Here is a 14674-nt window from a genome sequence, read left to right as displayed (position 1 = left end):
CAAATCAAGGTAGAGCCAAATCCCCGCGCTTATCCGACCAGAAGCGGCAAGGGGATAGTCGGCTAAAGCAGTCCAGCTGAGAAGAGTTACGGGGAAGGGTAAAGCTGCTTTGCGAGAACCGACAAACGATGTCGAAACATCCATATCGTGGCACGCTGTGCGCCGGGCGTCAGGGCTCCCCACACCAGGAGAACCCAGTGCCATCACCAGCCTCACGCCCCGCGAACGCCAGGTTCTTCTTCTCCTTGGCCATGCGGCACCGAACCGTGAGATAGGTAAGCGTCTCGGCATCGCCGAGCGCACCGTCAAGGCCCACCTGACCAGCATCATGGTGAAGATCTGCGTGACGAGCCGTACGGAGGCGGCCATCTTTGCATACGCCTATCATCACGCCATCGACGCCGATGGCGGGCCCTGCGCGGCTCTCGGGGCATGGCCCGCGTGAACGAGGAGACTCCGCCCGCAGACGGTGCGGGCGGGCCGCCACCGATGGTCGTGTCAGGCAGAGCGTCGGCAATAGACGGCGTGGCCGACGGCCACCACGAGGGCGGTGAAGGCACAGAAGGCCACGGAGGCCGGAAGGGCGGAGAGGTCGCTGCCGACGAAGACGGATGCCATGCCGCGGTCGTCCGGGGGCAGTGACGCGACATCGACCAGCATGGCCCGACCTGCTGCGAAGGGTAGCCAGTCCTGCGCCCCGGACAGGTCGACTCCGGGAACGTGGCCCAGGAGCATGCCGACGGCCCGCTCGCCGATCAACGGCGTCAGGCACAGCACCAGAATTGGGCCGACACGGTTGCGGATCAGCGCAGAGACGGCGGTGCACAGCATCATCCAGCAGGCCGCCCAGAGCAGCAGGCGCCCAACGGGCAGGACCAACTCCCCCCAGTGGGGCTGCTGGCCGCCCTTCAGAGCGATCGCGGTCGCGGTCAGGAAGGACTCCACCAGTGCACCGCCGAGAGCGAGCGAGCAGCCGAGACCGGCGCCGACAGCGCACTTGGCCCAGTAGGCGGTGGAGCGTCCGCCCGCCGTGAGCCAGGTGGTGCGAGCGGTTCCGCGGACGAGCTCGGCCGAGACCGGCCCCGTACCCATGACCATCAGGTAGAACCCGAGGGAACAGAGCTGTGTGGCTTCGGGAGACCACATGAGCGAGGACCTGAGGTCGGTCGCAGCCACGCGCGTGTTCTCGTGCACCTCGAAGAGCGCGAAGACTCCGGACGGGATGCAGAGCAGTGTGATGATGGCGAGCAGGATCCAGGTGGAGCGCAAGCCGGTCAGGTGGCGGAGTTCGAAGCGGCAGGCGCGCCTGAACGCATCCCGGGGGCTCACGTTCACGAGGTCGGCGGCAGGCACCGGCGCAGTGCTCATGAGATCTTGAACTCCTCTTCCGCGATCGTGAGGTAGAAGTCCTCCAGGGAGGATGTGTTCTCCGTCAGCAGATACAGGACAACGCCGTTCTGAGCGGCGAGGAAGCCGACCTTGCGGCGGTCCAGGCCAGTGACGGTGGCGGTTGAGGGGCCAGTGGCCTGCAGCCTGCCACCGTGGGCCTCGACGAGGGTTTCCAGGCCGGTGATGTCCGGCGTCTCCACGTTCACGGCGGTCTGCTTGCCGGCACGGTCGAGCATGTCCTGCATGGCCCCTTCGGCGGCGATCCGGCCGCGCGAGAGGACCGTTACCCGATCGGCGAGCTGTTGCATCTCCGCCAGCAGATGACTGGATACCAGCACGGCCTTACCCTCCGCGGTGAGCTGGCGCAGGTAGTCTCGCAGCCAGCGGATCGAGTGCGGGTCCAAGCCGTTGGCGGGCTCGTCCAGCATCAGCACCGGCGGGTTGCCGAGCGTCGCCTGGGCGATCCCTACACGTTGTGCCATGCCTAAGGACAACTGCGACAGACGCAGCTTCGCGGCCTCGGCCAGGCCGACGGTCTCCAATACCTCCTCCACCCGTGTATCAGGCATACCGGCGCCGGCCGCGACCATGCGCAGGTGCCCGCGGACGGTGTGCTTGGGGTGGCCGGCCACCCCACCGAAGACCGCGCCGACGACGCGGGAGGGGGCATTCCACTCCTCAAGCCGCCGCCCGAGGTAGAGCGTTGTTCCCCCGCCGTTGAGGAGGCCCAGCATGACGCGGAGCGTGGTGGTCTTGCCTGCCCCGTTCGCCCCGACGAAGCCGGTCACGCACCCGGCTTGCAGTGTCAGCGAGACGTCGTCGATCACCTGCTTCTCGCCGAACGTGTGACACAACTGGCGTGCCTCCAGCAGTACTTCACCCACGAGGTAGCTTCTCCCTTGGCTTCGCGAAGGCCGAGTTCTGCGGCCCGCGGTCGCAGACGCTGTCCCGTGGGGGAACGTTGCTCTTCCGCCAGCCCTTCAGCACCGGGGGCAACCGGCGAGATTGGCATCGTAGGGGCGTGGCGGAAGCGGCACGATGAGACCTTCGGGCATCGTCCGTCCGTTCCATGCCCGAAGATCCAATAGCGCTACCAGCGGGCACTTCAGGAGGGATTCCCCGCCGTCGCCTTCGGCATCTTCTTCCTCGGCTCAGGCAGTCACCGTGACGACGAGAGAGCCTGGTACGTCTGCTTAGTCGGCTGGACCCCGTCATCTTGATGGGCCTGTGGTGCCTCGTCGCCCGCAGGAAGCCTGACTTCCCCACGGCCTCATAGGTCTCGCGGTGATGCTCGTCGTCGGACTGGCCAATCTGCCCTTCCACGGCGGCCACTTCCCGATATGAGCTCCCCGGCACGCACCTGCCCCAACGGCCCATGCCCAAAGATCCAATACCGGCCAACCGGGGTGACCAGGAAGGCTCCTGAGCGGTCGATCGGACCGTTCCGGTCAGGCAGCAGTCTCCTGCGCGACGGCGTCCCGCCCAGGGAGGCTGCTGTTTCGACGAGCCGAGGATGAGGAGTCTTCTCCATGCGTAACAAGCTGCGCATAGCCGCCATGACTGGCGCTGCGGCCGCCGCACTCGGCGTGGCCGCCCCGATGGCTTCGGCTACCGAGGCCGCCCGTACCCCCGCCGTATCCTCCGTCCGCATCGGCGCCGTCTCCAACGCCGCAGACGTGAACACCATCACGCTCGCCGCTCACGACCAAACCGCGGGCCAGAGCAGCACCAAGGCTGGGGCGGCGAAGACCACCCCGGAAACCAAGCGCATCGCCCAGGAGATCGTCAACTACATCAAGACCAAGCTCAAGAAGGAGTACGCCAAGGCACGCGCCGCCAAGGAGGGCTACGCCGCCTTCGTCGAGTGGGTCAAGTCCCTCAAGGCGGACACCCCGGTCCGCATCATCGTCGAGCTGGGCCACAAGACAGTCATCAAGCTGATCATTCAGTTCCTTCGGTAGCCGCACTGGAGACCGGCCCGTCCGGCCGCCGCACCCTCCCGTCCCCCGTTTCACCGATATGAGCCAGGGATTCCACATGATGATCGTCCTCGGCGCCGGCATCGCGGGACTTGCCCTCTCGTATATCTTCAGGCCCGGCGAGCCCGCGCCCTGGAAGAGAATCCGCAGCAGACGACGCAAGCACTAGCGAACCAGACGGCACAGAGCGCGCGTCAGCTGCTCAGAACGAGCGGCGCCCGTAGAGACTCCCCTCCTGCCCTGGTCAGGCAAACCAGTCTCACGCGTACAGACTGGCCGGGCATCGCTCCTGTGGTCCCGGGAACCTTTCCCGTGCCTCCCCCCGGCCTTCAGGCACTCCGCCCACGAGACCGTGATGGGCGCACCTCAGCGAGGGCGGCGAACGCCTGGAGGGGCGTCTCCTCGTTGCCTCCAGCGCGACCTACCTCGGGTTTCTCCCGCACTGGACACCACCCACCTTCACTGGCACAACTCAGCGGCGCAGGACGGCGCGCCGGAGCTCGGTGAAGGCGTGCAGCGACTCGCTGCCGTGGATTCCGCCCGGCTGCTGCTGCAGCTCCTGCGTAATCCGGGGAGGTTCTCGGCCCTGCAGGACACCTGCCCGTGGATCATGTGGTCGAGGAAGCGGCAGGCGTCGGCTTGCCGTGCCACCGTCCTTGATGCGCGCCGTCCGGCGTAGAGCGAAGCACCACAGAACCGTGAAGTAGGCGGTCTGTACGTCGCGCAGGGCTTCCCCGCGAGGGGATGCGAGTTGTGGATGAAGGTGCTCAGCACATCACGGGCCCTCGCGACCTCGCCCGCCGTCAGGCCCGCATGGAGCATGCGGACCAAGTACGAAGTCGCCGTGCCTTCTCCCCTGTCGGGATCTGGAAGACCCCGTGCACCGGCCCCTTGCTGCCTGGGTTGAGACCGAAGGTCGGCGCCGTCTGTCCCCTGCTGGTCCAGTACTGGGCGTAGTCCGAGGCGTAGTCGGAATCCTTCTGCGACATGGTGTAGCGCGTATCCGCGACGTTCAGGCTCACTGTGTTGTCGGCGTTCCAGACCGCCATACTCTTGCCTACATTGGGGTGTTCTTGAGTGGTTCTGCGCTGCGGCTGAGGGAGGGTTGGGGAGATCGTTGCCCGGCCTGGCTTCATTGTGAGTGGCCGGGGTGGATCGCCTGAGCGTGAGCCTCACAATCTGATGGCATGGACTCGACATTTCTGGCCGCGTTGATCGCTGCGGTGGTCGCAGCTGGCGGATGGATTGCCAACCATGCGCTCTCAGCACGAGCCGACACGCAGTGAAGGCAGTCCGAGGCGAGACTCGCCTACGTAGAAGCCCAACTCGAGCAGCTCTACGGTCCGCTCCTCTTTCTGGTGACGGAAGGGCGGTCCGCTTTCCAGGACTTTATTGGCACACTCGGCCGCGACTACATCTTCGCGTCTGACGGGTCGCTCGGCCCGGAGGATCAGGATCTCTGGCTGTTCTGGATCGATCACGAGTTCATGCCGCGAAATGAGGCGATCCAGAAGCTTCTGTCCTCAAAGGCGCATCTCATGGTGGGGGGCCAGGTGCCGGACTCATATCTGGCGTTCATCGAGCACTACAACTCTTGGCGTGTTACCCATCTGAGATGGAAGGAGGAGGGGGTGCCCTACTCCTGGCGCGCCAAAGTCAACTGGCCGGTGTCATTTGATGAGGACGTGATCGAGGCCTATGAACAACTCAAGAACGTGCAAGTACAGCTGGCGGGGCTGGTGAGGGGAATGGAGGCGTGATGGCGGACCGTTCCTGAGCCGGCTGATCAGCGGTGGCAGCAGGTCTGTGGAGATCGTCGCCCGTTGAATGCAGCGACTGCCGAGCAGGGATGGGCTCTGTGGTATCGCGCCCCGGCCTTCCGTCGGCTGGAGCACGGACTCACGCCTCGCTCTCTCCGTTGCTGGCCCGATGCATCACGGACCAATGGGTGTGCCGGGGTGACGGCATCGCTCTTCGCCATTGTCAGAGGTGGTTCGGGTGCTGACTGGGGCCCTCAGGTGTCGACGTCTGACGGTGATCCAAGGACCCGGCGGAGCCCAGCCTCGACATCGAGAACCGTTTCGAGATCGTGGATGGCGGCATCATGCTGGGATTGGAGGAGAGTCTCGCGGGAGACCAGCCTCAACGTCGACGACCTCGTCGAGATCGTCGACCAGCGCGTGGTAGCTGTCCGCGAGCAGTTGTCGCTCGTCTGCTGTCGACGACGGCGATTTTCCGGGGGGTTGTCGGGGAAATTCCCCACCCACTGGGCCGAGGTGCACCGACGAAACTCGCTGTCGTCTGAGGCGACAGAAGGAGTCAAGCATGTGGATCATCAGTGAGCGTGTGAGGCCCGCAGACCCCCGTTCGGAGGAGCGGGTGGTGCACCGGGCCGTAGGCCGCGCCGAGCACGAATTCCAGCGCCTGTCTTGCAGCGACGGCCCCGACGATGGCATCCACGTCCCAGGGCAGAAGCGCAGTGTGCGCCGTGACCACCCTCTCGGAGAAGGACAGCGGTGTGCGCCGACTGCTTCCCCGAGAGGGTGCAGGGGGTCTGATCTCCACCAGCTTGAGAAGCGGCCCCTGCCAGGCGTTCAACTCGCCTGGTCGCGGACTTCCGTCTGTGCCCCGCCGAGAACCGGTTACTTGATCGGGGGCCTTTTCGGCCGCTTGTTGGGCCGGTAGCTGGGGCCGTTCATGATGACCTGATGGCTTGCGTTGATCATCCGGTCCAGCAGAGACTCGGCGACGACCGGGTTCGGGAACAGTGGATACCAGTCGCTGGGCGCCCTGTTGCTGGTAATGATCAAGGACCGTCCTTGCCTCTCCGAAACCAGTTTGTAGAGGTCGTCGGCCTGGGACGCAGACGGCTGGCGCATCGCGAAGTCGTCGAGGATGAGCAGGTCGGCGCGGATGAGGTCGCGCATACGCTTGTCCCAGGTGCGGTCGGCGTGGCCGCCGGCGAGCTCGCCGAGGATCCGGCTCGTTTTGGCGAAGCGGACGTTGGCGCCCTGACGGACGGCCTGGTGGCCGAGGGCCTGGGCGACGTGTGTCTTCCCGATGCCGACGGGTCCGAACAAAATGACGGACTCGCCCGGCTGGAGCCACCGCGGGGCCGCGAGGTCACGGATCTGGGCGGCGGAGGCCTGCTTCCTCCGTCCGAGCGCGGCTGCCACGCTGACGGCGGCGGTGGTCGGCGTGCTGACGGCCTTCGGCCACCGTCTGCACACCGTGTACGAGCGCCACAACCAGCAGGTCCCGCCCAACGCGCGGGGCCTGTCTCCGTATGAATTCCCCTGAGCCGTACCACGACCGGGCGGCAGACGAGTGGCCTCGATGCCAGCGACGAGGAGGTCATCGCGACCGTAGGGCCCGGCCAGTCGGCCCGGCTTCGTTCCGCGCACGGGCGTGCTCGCCGAGGCCGAAATCCCCTCCGGTTGTTCTATTTGATCACCTGCGTTCGGCTTCGCTGGCGAGGCAGTACCTGCTTGTCGTCGGGCAGGTCGAACAAGAGCTGATCGTTATGCGGGGTCTCGTCCGGTCCCAGGATGGTGGGTGTCCGGTTGCGGCTGATTCCGATCTTGAGTATGAAATCGGGCGCGAATTCTACGTCGACGATGCCCCGGGCTTCGACGTCGCGGACCAGTTGGGTCCAGATTCGCGGCGGGATTGCCAGCCGCTCCAGGCGCTTGGGCAGCGGGAACTGCACAACGTGGTCGGCCAGGTAGCGGTCGCGGTTGCCAGGGCGTGCTGCAGTACTTGGAGGGCGGATACCGGGATAGAGAGCTGCGTAGAGCTCGCCAAAACGGCGTACATGCCCCAGGCCTGCCTCGGTGAGCCGGGCGACCTCGACGTTCAAGATCTTCCACCGTTCGACCAGCGAGGGGGGCAGTAGTTCAAGAGTGTCGGGCTTCGTCAACAGCTTGGACGGCACCAACAAGGAACCCTCGGGTGTGGCCTTGGCGTCGTGCAGGTCGACCATGACCTGCCAGGCGTCGGATGGCTGGGCACTGCGGTGGAACAGCTCCAGTCGCTGGGGTATCGCGTAGAGCGCGCGGTCATACGACTGGGACCATAGCCGGATTCCCCTAGCTGCCCGTTCTTGACGGGCTGGGTCCGGACCGTAGGCCGCAACCGCACGCTCACGCTCTACCCGCAGTTTCCACTCGCGCAGACTGCCCAGTTCGTGTGAGAGGACACGCCGTGTCCTCTGCGGAGGCCGGCCGTACAGTGCCGCGAGTTCAAGCAGGTCCGGGTCCTCAGCGCTGGGCCCGTTCCATGTCCCGGGCCGTGCGACGTAGCGCTCAGCGAGCATTTCGACTAGCTCCGCAGCCCGTTTCCGCCGGGCCCGCACTGCTGGGATCCGACTGATCGCTCGTTCCAGGTCGCCCAACGGCACCCCCAAGGACTCGGCGGTGTCGTCGAGGAATCGCGCGCGCCGGGCCGGAACGATGCCCTGTTGCTCAAAGCGCCGGTAGGTCTTCAGTGAGATGCCTAGTTGCTCTGCGACGTCCTGCGCTCGATGGCCGGTGGCCCGACGCAAGTCGGAAACCTCCCAGAACTTCGACTGCCGGACGTCCATCAGATCCATGGGGGTGGCGCCCAGTGCGTCGGCCAATGCCTTGATGCGCGGAGGATCGGGGACGCGCTGGCCGTTCTCATAGGCAAGGATCTGTGCCTTCGTCGCACCCACCATGGCCGCCAGGCGCTCGGCAGTGAGACTGCTGCCGTCAGGCAAGCGCTGCTTGGCCCTCAACAGCCACAGTGCTGAGGGGTTGAAGTCTGCGAGTCCTCGCGCCATGGTGCCCCCATCGTCCAACTGGCCACCGGAACTACCAAAGGTACAGTTTAGAGGCAATCTCTGATTACACTAGGCGGGTACTAACAGTGTCCTTACAGCGCGCTGACCTGCATGTATTCTCTGTTCAGTGGCCAAAGTGCTGGCCGCGACAGTGAAAGTGCGCGAAGTTGTGGGACGCGGAGGGCAAGTTATAAGAGTCATCCAAGCGGCCTGTCAGGCTTGGGAGTTGGACATCCGCACGTAGCGAAAGCGGCCCCGTACCCCCCTGGTTCGTCATGCCTTCGAGGGGCACGAGGCCTGCTGGTGGGAGCTACGGCTCCAGAAGGGTCCCCTGTTCCAGCAGGGGACCTTCGCCGTTTACGGCCCCTCGACGTGGCTCTGGATGAGGGCCCAGAGGGCCTTCAGGGTGAGCCAGCCGAGGATTCGTTTGACGATCTTCCGGCCGCGTTTCTCCCCGCCCGTGGGCGGAGTGGCTTCCACTCGCATCACCTCCCTTCCCGGAGCGGTCGGCCCCGGCCGGAGACCAACCGGCCGCCGCTGGAAAGGAGGTGCGTTCAAACTCTACCGGGTCCCACATGCACCTCTGGCCCATCAGGCATCCAGCCGGTTGCGAACCCGCCCTGGATGAAGGCGCGTTGGGACAAGTAGGGAAGCGGCGTCGCAAAGGAGAACACCCGAACTTGCCCTTTGAGTAATGCACGTTGAGTCGTTTGTGCAGGTCACGTGTGCGACCAGGAACGGGCAAGGTTGAACGGAGAACGGATTCGGGACGCTGGTGCCGAAATTGGTCTGGTCCACTCGTCATGCACGTGCATTCTGTCCGGCACTGCAACGAGTTGTTCGTCGCTGCCGCCATCCGCTGTTTCGTGGCCCCCAGGGTCGGGGCCACCGCCGTGGACCTGGACTCCGAATCAGGGGTGGCTTATCCGGAGTCCAGACGTCCGGAGCACTGCTGGTGTCGCAGTTTCTGTGACAGCGCAGGCCCGGCTGACAGAAGGCGAGGGCAATCAGTCCGTATGGCCGTCGTCGAAGAGACTTCCCTGCGTTCTGTGCAGGGGGCGAGGCTGCTGGTCGAGCTCTGGGGCTGCTGGCACAGTCAGGGCCCGGCGGAAGGCGGCCCTGGCTCTTCGGCAACGACGGCGGCAAGCCGCCTGCCGGAGTACTCTGCCTCGCGTTGAGCACGGTAGTCGACGGCACCAGATTTACTTCCTACTTGGCACCGCCGTCGATATTGCGGGCTTGTTGGCACCAGAGCTCGGGCAGGGCCCGGCCCTTGAGCAGGCAAGACACGGCTGCTCTGCTTGTCACAGGTGACGCGTGGTGCTGGTCTTGTCCAGGAGCTCGCGGATCAGGCCCTCGGTCCCTGGCTCAATGGGTAGTGCCAGGGAGCGATTGATCTGCTCCAGGCGGGCGATCGCGGCGTTGAGTCCGCTGCGGTTGTCGGCTGCTGCCTCGATGCGGAACCAGTCGCGGAACAGCAGTTCCGCGGTGTCGTCGGCCTCGAGTCCGGTGGCGATCGCGCGCCGGGCGAGGGTGAGATGGCGGTGCGGGCCGGGCTGGAGACGGTGGGTGGCGACGGTGTGCGCGATGCTGATGATACGCATAGTCATCTCCTGCTGCAGGGGCTCGCTCCAGGGCAGCGGCTGCGTGCCGAAGGGCCTGCCTCGCACCTGGTTGAGGGCCGCTTCGAGCTGGGCGAGCCCGGCAGGGCCGTGGGGAAGGGCTTCCTCGACACTCTGTTGGAAAAGGTGCCAGTCGCAGCAGATCTTCTCGGAGAGCAAGAACGGGTCGGACTTCACGGCCCGGCGCGGTACATAGGGCTTGCCGTCGGCGTCGTTGCCCAGGCTGCGGCGCAGGCCTCCCAGCCGGGCGTTGAGGGTGGCGGGGGTCCAGGGGTGGGAGGGGTCCATGTCCGTACACAGGGTGTCCGCGTCGCGGCCGGGCTTGAGGTGCAGCAGGGCGGCAAGTTGGGCCTCGCGGGGGCCATGCTTGGACGCGGCGGCACCGGAGATGGTGACCGGCCCCAGCAGCCGGATGAGCGGGACCTCCGGGTCTGTTGCCGCAGTGGTGCCCGGGGCGGCGGTAGGAGTGTCCGGTGGGGAGGCGTCACGGGTGGGCAACGTCATGCCGGTGACGGGCACCGCCCCGCTCGCCGAATCCGGCGCTGCCGAAGGAGTTTCGGTGGTGCTGGGTGGGATCTGCTGGTCGTGTGCGGCCGCCGCGTCGATGGGTCGGGCGGCCGCGGCTGGCTGGGTGATGACGGCGGCAGGTTCGGGGGAGGCGGCCAGCAGCGCGGGAAACACTCCGAGATCGGCTGCGTCCGTGGCGGCTGCCCCAGGCCTGGCTGCCGTGGTGCGCTTGTCCAGGTCGACGGCGAGATCGTCGGCTTCGGCGTCCTTCGCGGTGGTGGGCGCTGGCCGTTGCTCGTGCCCTGCGCCGCCCTCCGCACCGGGAACTGTGCGGGCGGCGGTGCGGTGTGCTGCGTACACGGACTGCGCCTCGGAAGGCACATGCCGCCAGGCGCCCTCGGCGGGCTGCGGGTCCTTGCCCGACACGGCCAGCGCCGCGGTGATCTCCTCGAACACCTGGCGGCTCAGGCGCTGCAGGACGACGTCGGCCGCCAGGGCGTCGATGCGCTGCGGCCCTCGGTCGGCGGCATTGAGGAGTTCGCTCGCATCGAACAGCAGACCCGCGTGCGGGGCCGGCGCGATGATCGCGGCCTTCATCAGGCCGGTGGTGCGGCTGAAGGTCTCCGCGATGGTCCAGGCGCTGTCGGCATCGAGCTCGGCCGCGCACAGGATCAGGTAGGGGGTCCGCTGCAGGTCGGCGTCGTGTTCCTGGTGGGCTTCCAGCAGCCGCTCGGCGAAGTCCTGTGCGGCGTGGGCGCCGCGTTCCATGTGCGCGATCCGCGCGGTGGGCAGCAGGTGGTTGAGTCCGTCACCGAAGCTGGCCACCACGACTTCGACGTCCTCGGCCCACGGGCTCATCCCCAGTTCCAGGGCGAGTGAGGTGAGGATCTCCTCGCGCGGCTCGCGGTCACCGTTGAGCAGGATGACGCCGCTGTGCGGCAGGTTGAGCAGCACGAGGTTGCCGGATGTGTCGGAGCCGATCGTGACCAGCCCCGGATACGGGGCGCCCATCTGGGCGGCTTCGCCGGGCAGTTCGGCGGTGTTGTCCAGCGTCCACCAGCAGCCCTCGCCGTTGGTGAACGGTGCCAGCGGCGCCGCGGTGAGGTCCGCGGGCAGGACCTCCACACTGGTCGTGGTGATCCGCGCGCCCCGCAGCTCGGGCAGTTCGCGATCGTCCTGGTCGGTGTGGCGGGCGAGTGCGCGCAGGGCGAGGTCCAGGCGGCGGATGCCGTCTGCTTCGGGGGCCTGGGCGGCCTGCGCCAACTGGGCCTCGGTCGGGGAGGGTTCGTCCGGCATGGCGATGAGCTGGCCCGGCTTGGCGCGGCGGCGCTGCAGGATGCGTCGGATCGACAGCGCCAGTGTCACCGCGGCGGCCAGCGACACGAGCACTCCCGCCGTGCGGGCGTTCACGAACGCCGAGGAGGACGAGCCCGCGGACTCCTCATCACCGGGCGCCGAGGCGGAGGGGGCCGGCGTCTCAGGTGCGGGCGGCGCCGGTTCGCGCTCAGGACTGTCCGGGGAGGTGGGCCTGCTCTCCTTGGGGCCGGGTGTCGCCGGGGCGGAGGGCTTGTCCTTCGGTGGCGCGGCGTTGTCCTTCCGCCCGTCCTGCTGTGCGCCCTCCTGCTCGTGCCGGTCCTTGCCGGGCGTGCGGGACTCCTCGTGCTGGCCGCCGCGTTCACCCGGCGGGCTCGGCGGCGTGATGGTATTCGCGGGAATGGTGATCTTCTGGCCCGGGAAGATGACGTCCGGGTCCTTGAGCGAAGGTGCGCCCGCGGGCTGGGCCCGGTCCTTGCTTGCCTCGTACAGGCGCGGCCAGTTCGCGGCATTGCCGGTCTCGTCCTCGGCGATGCTGGACAGCGACTCGCCGGCCGTGACCGTATGCGTCCGGTCGTCGCCGCCTGCGTGCCCCGTGCTCTCGGCGAGCGGCCGTTCGCTGGCAGCGAGCTGTACCTCGGCACGGTCTGGCTGGGCCGGGAGTTGAGGGGGAGCCGTGGCGGGCGAGGATGTGGTGCGTGCGTCGGCCGGCAGCCGGACCTCCTGGCCTGGGGGCAGCAAGGCGGTCTGGGGCAGGTCGGGGTTGAGGGCGCGGATCTCGTCGGCCCGCAGACCCGAGCCGAGGTACTCCACGGCCAGGTCCCACACCGTCTCGCCAGTCTCACCCACCACATGCACCGGCCCCGTCGGCGCCCCATGCTGGTCCGGCTTGCCCGGTGCATCGGTGCCGGCCCGGGGGATGACGGTGTGCTCCCCGCTGCAGCTGTCGTCGTCGGTGGCGGGTTGGAGCGGGGCGCTGGCGGCGAGGGCCGGGGCCGGGGCGGCGACGGCGGCCTGGGCGGGCAGCACCAGCAGGCCGCCCAGCAGGAATCCGGCCAGACGTTGCGGCGCGCCCAACGGCCGCCGGCGGCGGGCCGGGCGACGGCGCAGCCGCTGCGGGAGCTCCGCCAAGACCCCCAGAGCAAACCAGCCCCAGAGAGCCCAGGCCAGCACAGTGAGCACGGTGAACAGCACGTGCCCGCCGTCGTCGCGCGACATCAAGGTGTCAGCGATGTCCGGGCCGCTGGGTACGCCGCGGGGCAGGGTGCCCGCGATGGCCAGGATCCACGGCACCCCGGCCAGCAGCACGGCCAGGGCGGCGAGGCTGCCCGCGGCGCGCAGCAGACGCAGGGCAAGGGCCGGGAGACCGGGCAAGGAGTGCGGCATGTCAGCCTCCGGGGTCGGTGCGTTCGAGGGTGACGTCGGCGGTCGCGGTCACTGACATACGGGAGTAGCCGAACCCGCCCAGCAGCAGTGGGGCATAGGTGTCGTGGACGGTGATGGTGACCCTCTGGCCGTCCTCGGCCACGCGCACCGACCCCTTCACCCCGGCGTCGGCAAGGAAGGCCTGAGCGGCCGCGACGGCCCTGTGCGGGTCGGCGCGGGTGCCTTCACCGGTGATGGCATCGGGAGCGTTGACTTCCTGCCCGGCGGCGCGGGCGGCTTCGGCAGCGATATCGTCGGCATCGGCATCGGCCATCATCAGGCGCCCGCCGTCCACCAGCACGGCCAGCAGAAGGAGCATGACGAACGCGAAGCCGATGAAGTACAACGTCACCGACCCGCCGTCACCAGCACACCCGCGCGCGCAGTCGGCACACCAACGACGCATCCCGCAGGTCCGGGCCCACCTGGTGGAGCTGCTCCGCATCAGCCCCGCCCCTCGCCGCGCGCGACGTAGCGGTCCACTGAGCTGCGCCGCGTTGCCGTGAGCGTCTTGGATCCCGGCAGCCCCGGAACGGCCAACTGCTCCAGCGCAAGGGTGCAGTTCACACGGACCGAGACGCTCCCGGCCTGCCCCGGCTGGCTGGGGAAACGACTGGTGTCGACCTGGATATCGGAACTGCTGCAGGTGCGCTGCGCCTGCCCCAGAGACGTCAGTGCGGCCTGACGGGCGCGGGACTGAGCGGTGGCGGGGTCGTCGGACTCGCTGGCCGCCCGCGCCGCCGCGGCTGCCGCGTTCGCCGCGGTCGAATCGCCGAGCCCGGCCAGCCCGTAGGCGGCCAGGATGCCCAGGAACGGCACCAACACCACCAAGCACAGCAGAGCCTCCAGGGTGTACGTGCCCCGGTCATCCAGGCACCGCGCAGCCCGTGACTCCGGTGACTCCGGCCTGGCGCGGGCGCTCACCCGGCTCGCTATCTGCCTCCACAGCAGCCCTGTTGCACTCCATGCCCTGATCACTGGTTCTGCTCCACGGTGTCCTCGGCGCTGCGCTCGACGCGCAGTTCCCACGGCAGGAAGCTCATGACCTGGCCCGTCACCGTGACCCGCACCCGCTCACCCGTGGAACCGGCCGTGCTGACCCGCGCCTGGCGTACGACACCGACCTGGCTGAGCCAGGACTCGGCGCGCGCCGCTCCCTGGCCGGCACTGGCGTGGTAGGCGGCGCCGGCCTGGGCGCCCTTGCGGGCCGCAGTGTGGGCGGCGGTGCTGGCCAAGAAGAACACCCCCAGTTGCAGGACGATGCACGAGATGATCAGCAGGGCCGGGGCCAAGAGGAGGAACTCCAGCGTGGAGATCCCCGCCTGCCCGCGCACCCCGCGTGCGGCCTCCAGGCGCACACGCCACCACCGGCGCAAGCGGGATCTCACTGCCCGACGGCGGACTTGAAGCGGTCCATCAACGTCGTCGAAATGGGCCTGAGGACGGTGCCGAAGGCGACGGCGATGCCAAGCACTACCGCGCCCGTGATGAGCTTTTCGAGGGTGTCCAGGCCCGCGTCGCGGCGTGGGCCCGTCATCCGCTCGAAGTGCACCAGCGCGAACGTCCGCACCCGGATGACGGCCTTGTCGAATCTGCTGAACTTCATGATCCCTTTCTCCTTGGTGAGGCGCCGTACG

The 14674-nt window shown here is 67.8% G+C and carries 13 protein-coding genes and 1 pseudogene; 3 read left to right on the top strand and 11 right to left on the bottom strand.

The window, feature by feature from the left end:
* Positions 1-157 precede the first annotated feature (157 nt).
* Positions 158-445 (top strand): helix-turn-helix domain-containing protein, encoded by a 288-nt coding sequence (locus tag AC0KTA_RS40000; protein ID WP_481056868.1) that lies wholly within the window; start codon positions 158-160, stop codon positions 443-445.
* Positions 446-498: 53 nt separating this feature from the next.
* Here AC0KTA_RS40000 and AC0KTA_RS39995 read toward each other — a convergent pair whose 3' ends face one another.
* Together AC0KTA_RS39995 and AC0KTA_RS39990 are read right to left on the bottom strand one after the other, a co-directional pair.
* Positions 499-1368, bottom strand: a complete 870-nt coding sequence (locus AC0KTA_RS39995) for a hypothetical protein (protein ID WP_481056867.1) — start codon at positions 1366-1368, stop codon at positions 499-501.
* A complete protein-coding gene (locus AC0KTA_RS39990) occupies positions 1365-2273 on the bottom strand; it encodes an ABC transporter ATP-binding protein (protein WP_481056866.1) in 909 nt (302 codons plus the stop codon). The genes AC0KTA_RS39995 and AC0KTA_RS39990 overlap by 4 nt, the downstream gene beginning before the upstream one ends.
* A gap of 645 nt (positions 2274-2918) precedes the next feature.
* Between AC0KTA_RS39990 and AC0KTA_RS39985 the strand changes: the two genes are divergently transcribed.
* Positions 2919-3350: a hypothetical protein gene (locus tag AC0KTA_RS39985; protein ID WP_481056865.1), complete on the top strand. Its 432-nt coding sequence runs from the start codon at positions 2919-2921 to the stop codon at positions 3348-3350.
* 821 nt (positions 3351-4171) lie between these two features.
* Here AC0KTA_RS39985 and AC0KTA_RS39980 read toward each other — a convergent pair.
* Positions 4172-4357: a hypothetical protein gene (locus tag AC0KTA_RS39980; RefSeq protein WP_481056864.1), complete on the bottom strand. Its 186-nt coding sequence runs from the start codon at positions 4355-4357 to the stop codon at positions 4172-4174.
* A 369-nt stretch (positions 4358-4726) separates the two neighbouring features.
* On the opposite strand from AC0KTA_RS39980, the gene AC0KTA_RS39975 reads away from it, so the two are divergent.
* Positions 4727-5128 (top strand): hypothetical protein, encoded by a 402-nt coding sequence (locus AC0KTA_RS39975; protein ID WP_481056863.1) that lies wholly within the window; start codon positions 4727-4729, stop codon positions 5126-5128.
* 882 nt (positions 5129-6010) lie between these two features.
* On the opposite strand, the pseudogene zapE reads toward AC0KTA_RS39975, so the two are convergent.
* From zapE to AC0KTA_RS39935, 8 genes and pseudogenes are all read right to left on the bottom strand, one after another.
* Positions 6011-6508 (bottom strand): annotated as a pseudogene (gene zapE / locus AC0KTA_RS39970) (AFG1/ZapE family ATPase); the annotation flags it as partial.
* A 302-nt stretch (positions 6509-6810) separates the two neighbouring features.
* Complete coding sequence (locus AC0KTA_RS39965) at positions 6811-8169, bottom strand: helix-turn-helix domain-containing protein (protein ID WP_481056862.1); 1359 nt, start codon at positions 8167-8169, stop codon at positions 6811-6813.
* A 357-nt stretch (positions 8170-8526) separates the two neighbouring features.
* Positions 8527-8649: a hypothetical protein gene (locus AC0KTA_RS39960; protein ID WP_481056861.1), complete on the bottom strand. Its 123-nt coding sequence runs from the start codon at positions 8647-8649 to the stop codon at positions 8527-8529.
* 824 nt (positions 8650-9473) lie between these two features.
* On the bottom strand, positions 9474-12998 hold the full coding sequence (locus tag AC0KTA_RS39955) for a LysM peptidoglycan-binding domain-containing protein (protein ID WP_481056860.1): 3525 nt from the start codon (positions 12996-12998) through the stop codon (positions 9474-9476).
* A 1-nt stretch (position 12999) separates the two neighbouring features.
* Positions 13000-13389 carry a pilus assembly protein TadG-related protein gene (locus tag AC0KTA_RS39950; protein WP_481056859.1) on the bottom strand — a complete coding sequence of 130 codons (390 nt, stop codon included), beginning with the start codon at positions 13387-13389 and terminating at the stop codon, positions 13000-13002.
* A 92-nt stretch (positions 13390-13481) separates the two neighbouring features.
* Positions 13482-13865, bottom strand: a complete 384-nt coding sequence (locus AC0KTA_RS39945) for a hypothetical protein (RefSeq protein WP_481056950.1) — start codon at positions 13863-13865, stop codon at positions 13482-13484.
* 146 nt (positions 13866-14011) lie between these two features.
* The gene (locus AC0KTA_RS39940; RefSeq protein ID WP_481056858.1) at positions 14012-14425 is read right to left on the bottom strand and encodes a TadE/TadG family type IV pilus assembly protein; all 414 of its coding nucleotides are present in this window, start codon (positions 14423-14425) and stop codon (positions 14012-14014) included.
* Positions 14422-14643 carry a hypothetical protein gene (locus AC0KTA_RS39935; RefSeq protein ID WP_481056857.1) on the bottom strand — a complete coding sequence of 74 codons (222 nt, stop codon included), beginning with the start codon at positions 14641-14643 and terminating at the stop codon, positions 14422-14424. The genes AC0KTA_RS39940 and AC0KTA_RS39935 overlap by 4 nt, the downstream gene beginning before the upstream one ends.
* Positions 14644-14674 lie beyond the last annotated feature (31 nt).

The sequence above is a fragment of the Streptomyces sp. Y309 genome (assembly GCF_056712025.1).
Note: the sequence above shows the minus strand (reverse complement) of the source record. Positions and strands in the feature narration are given on the sequence as shown.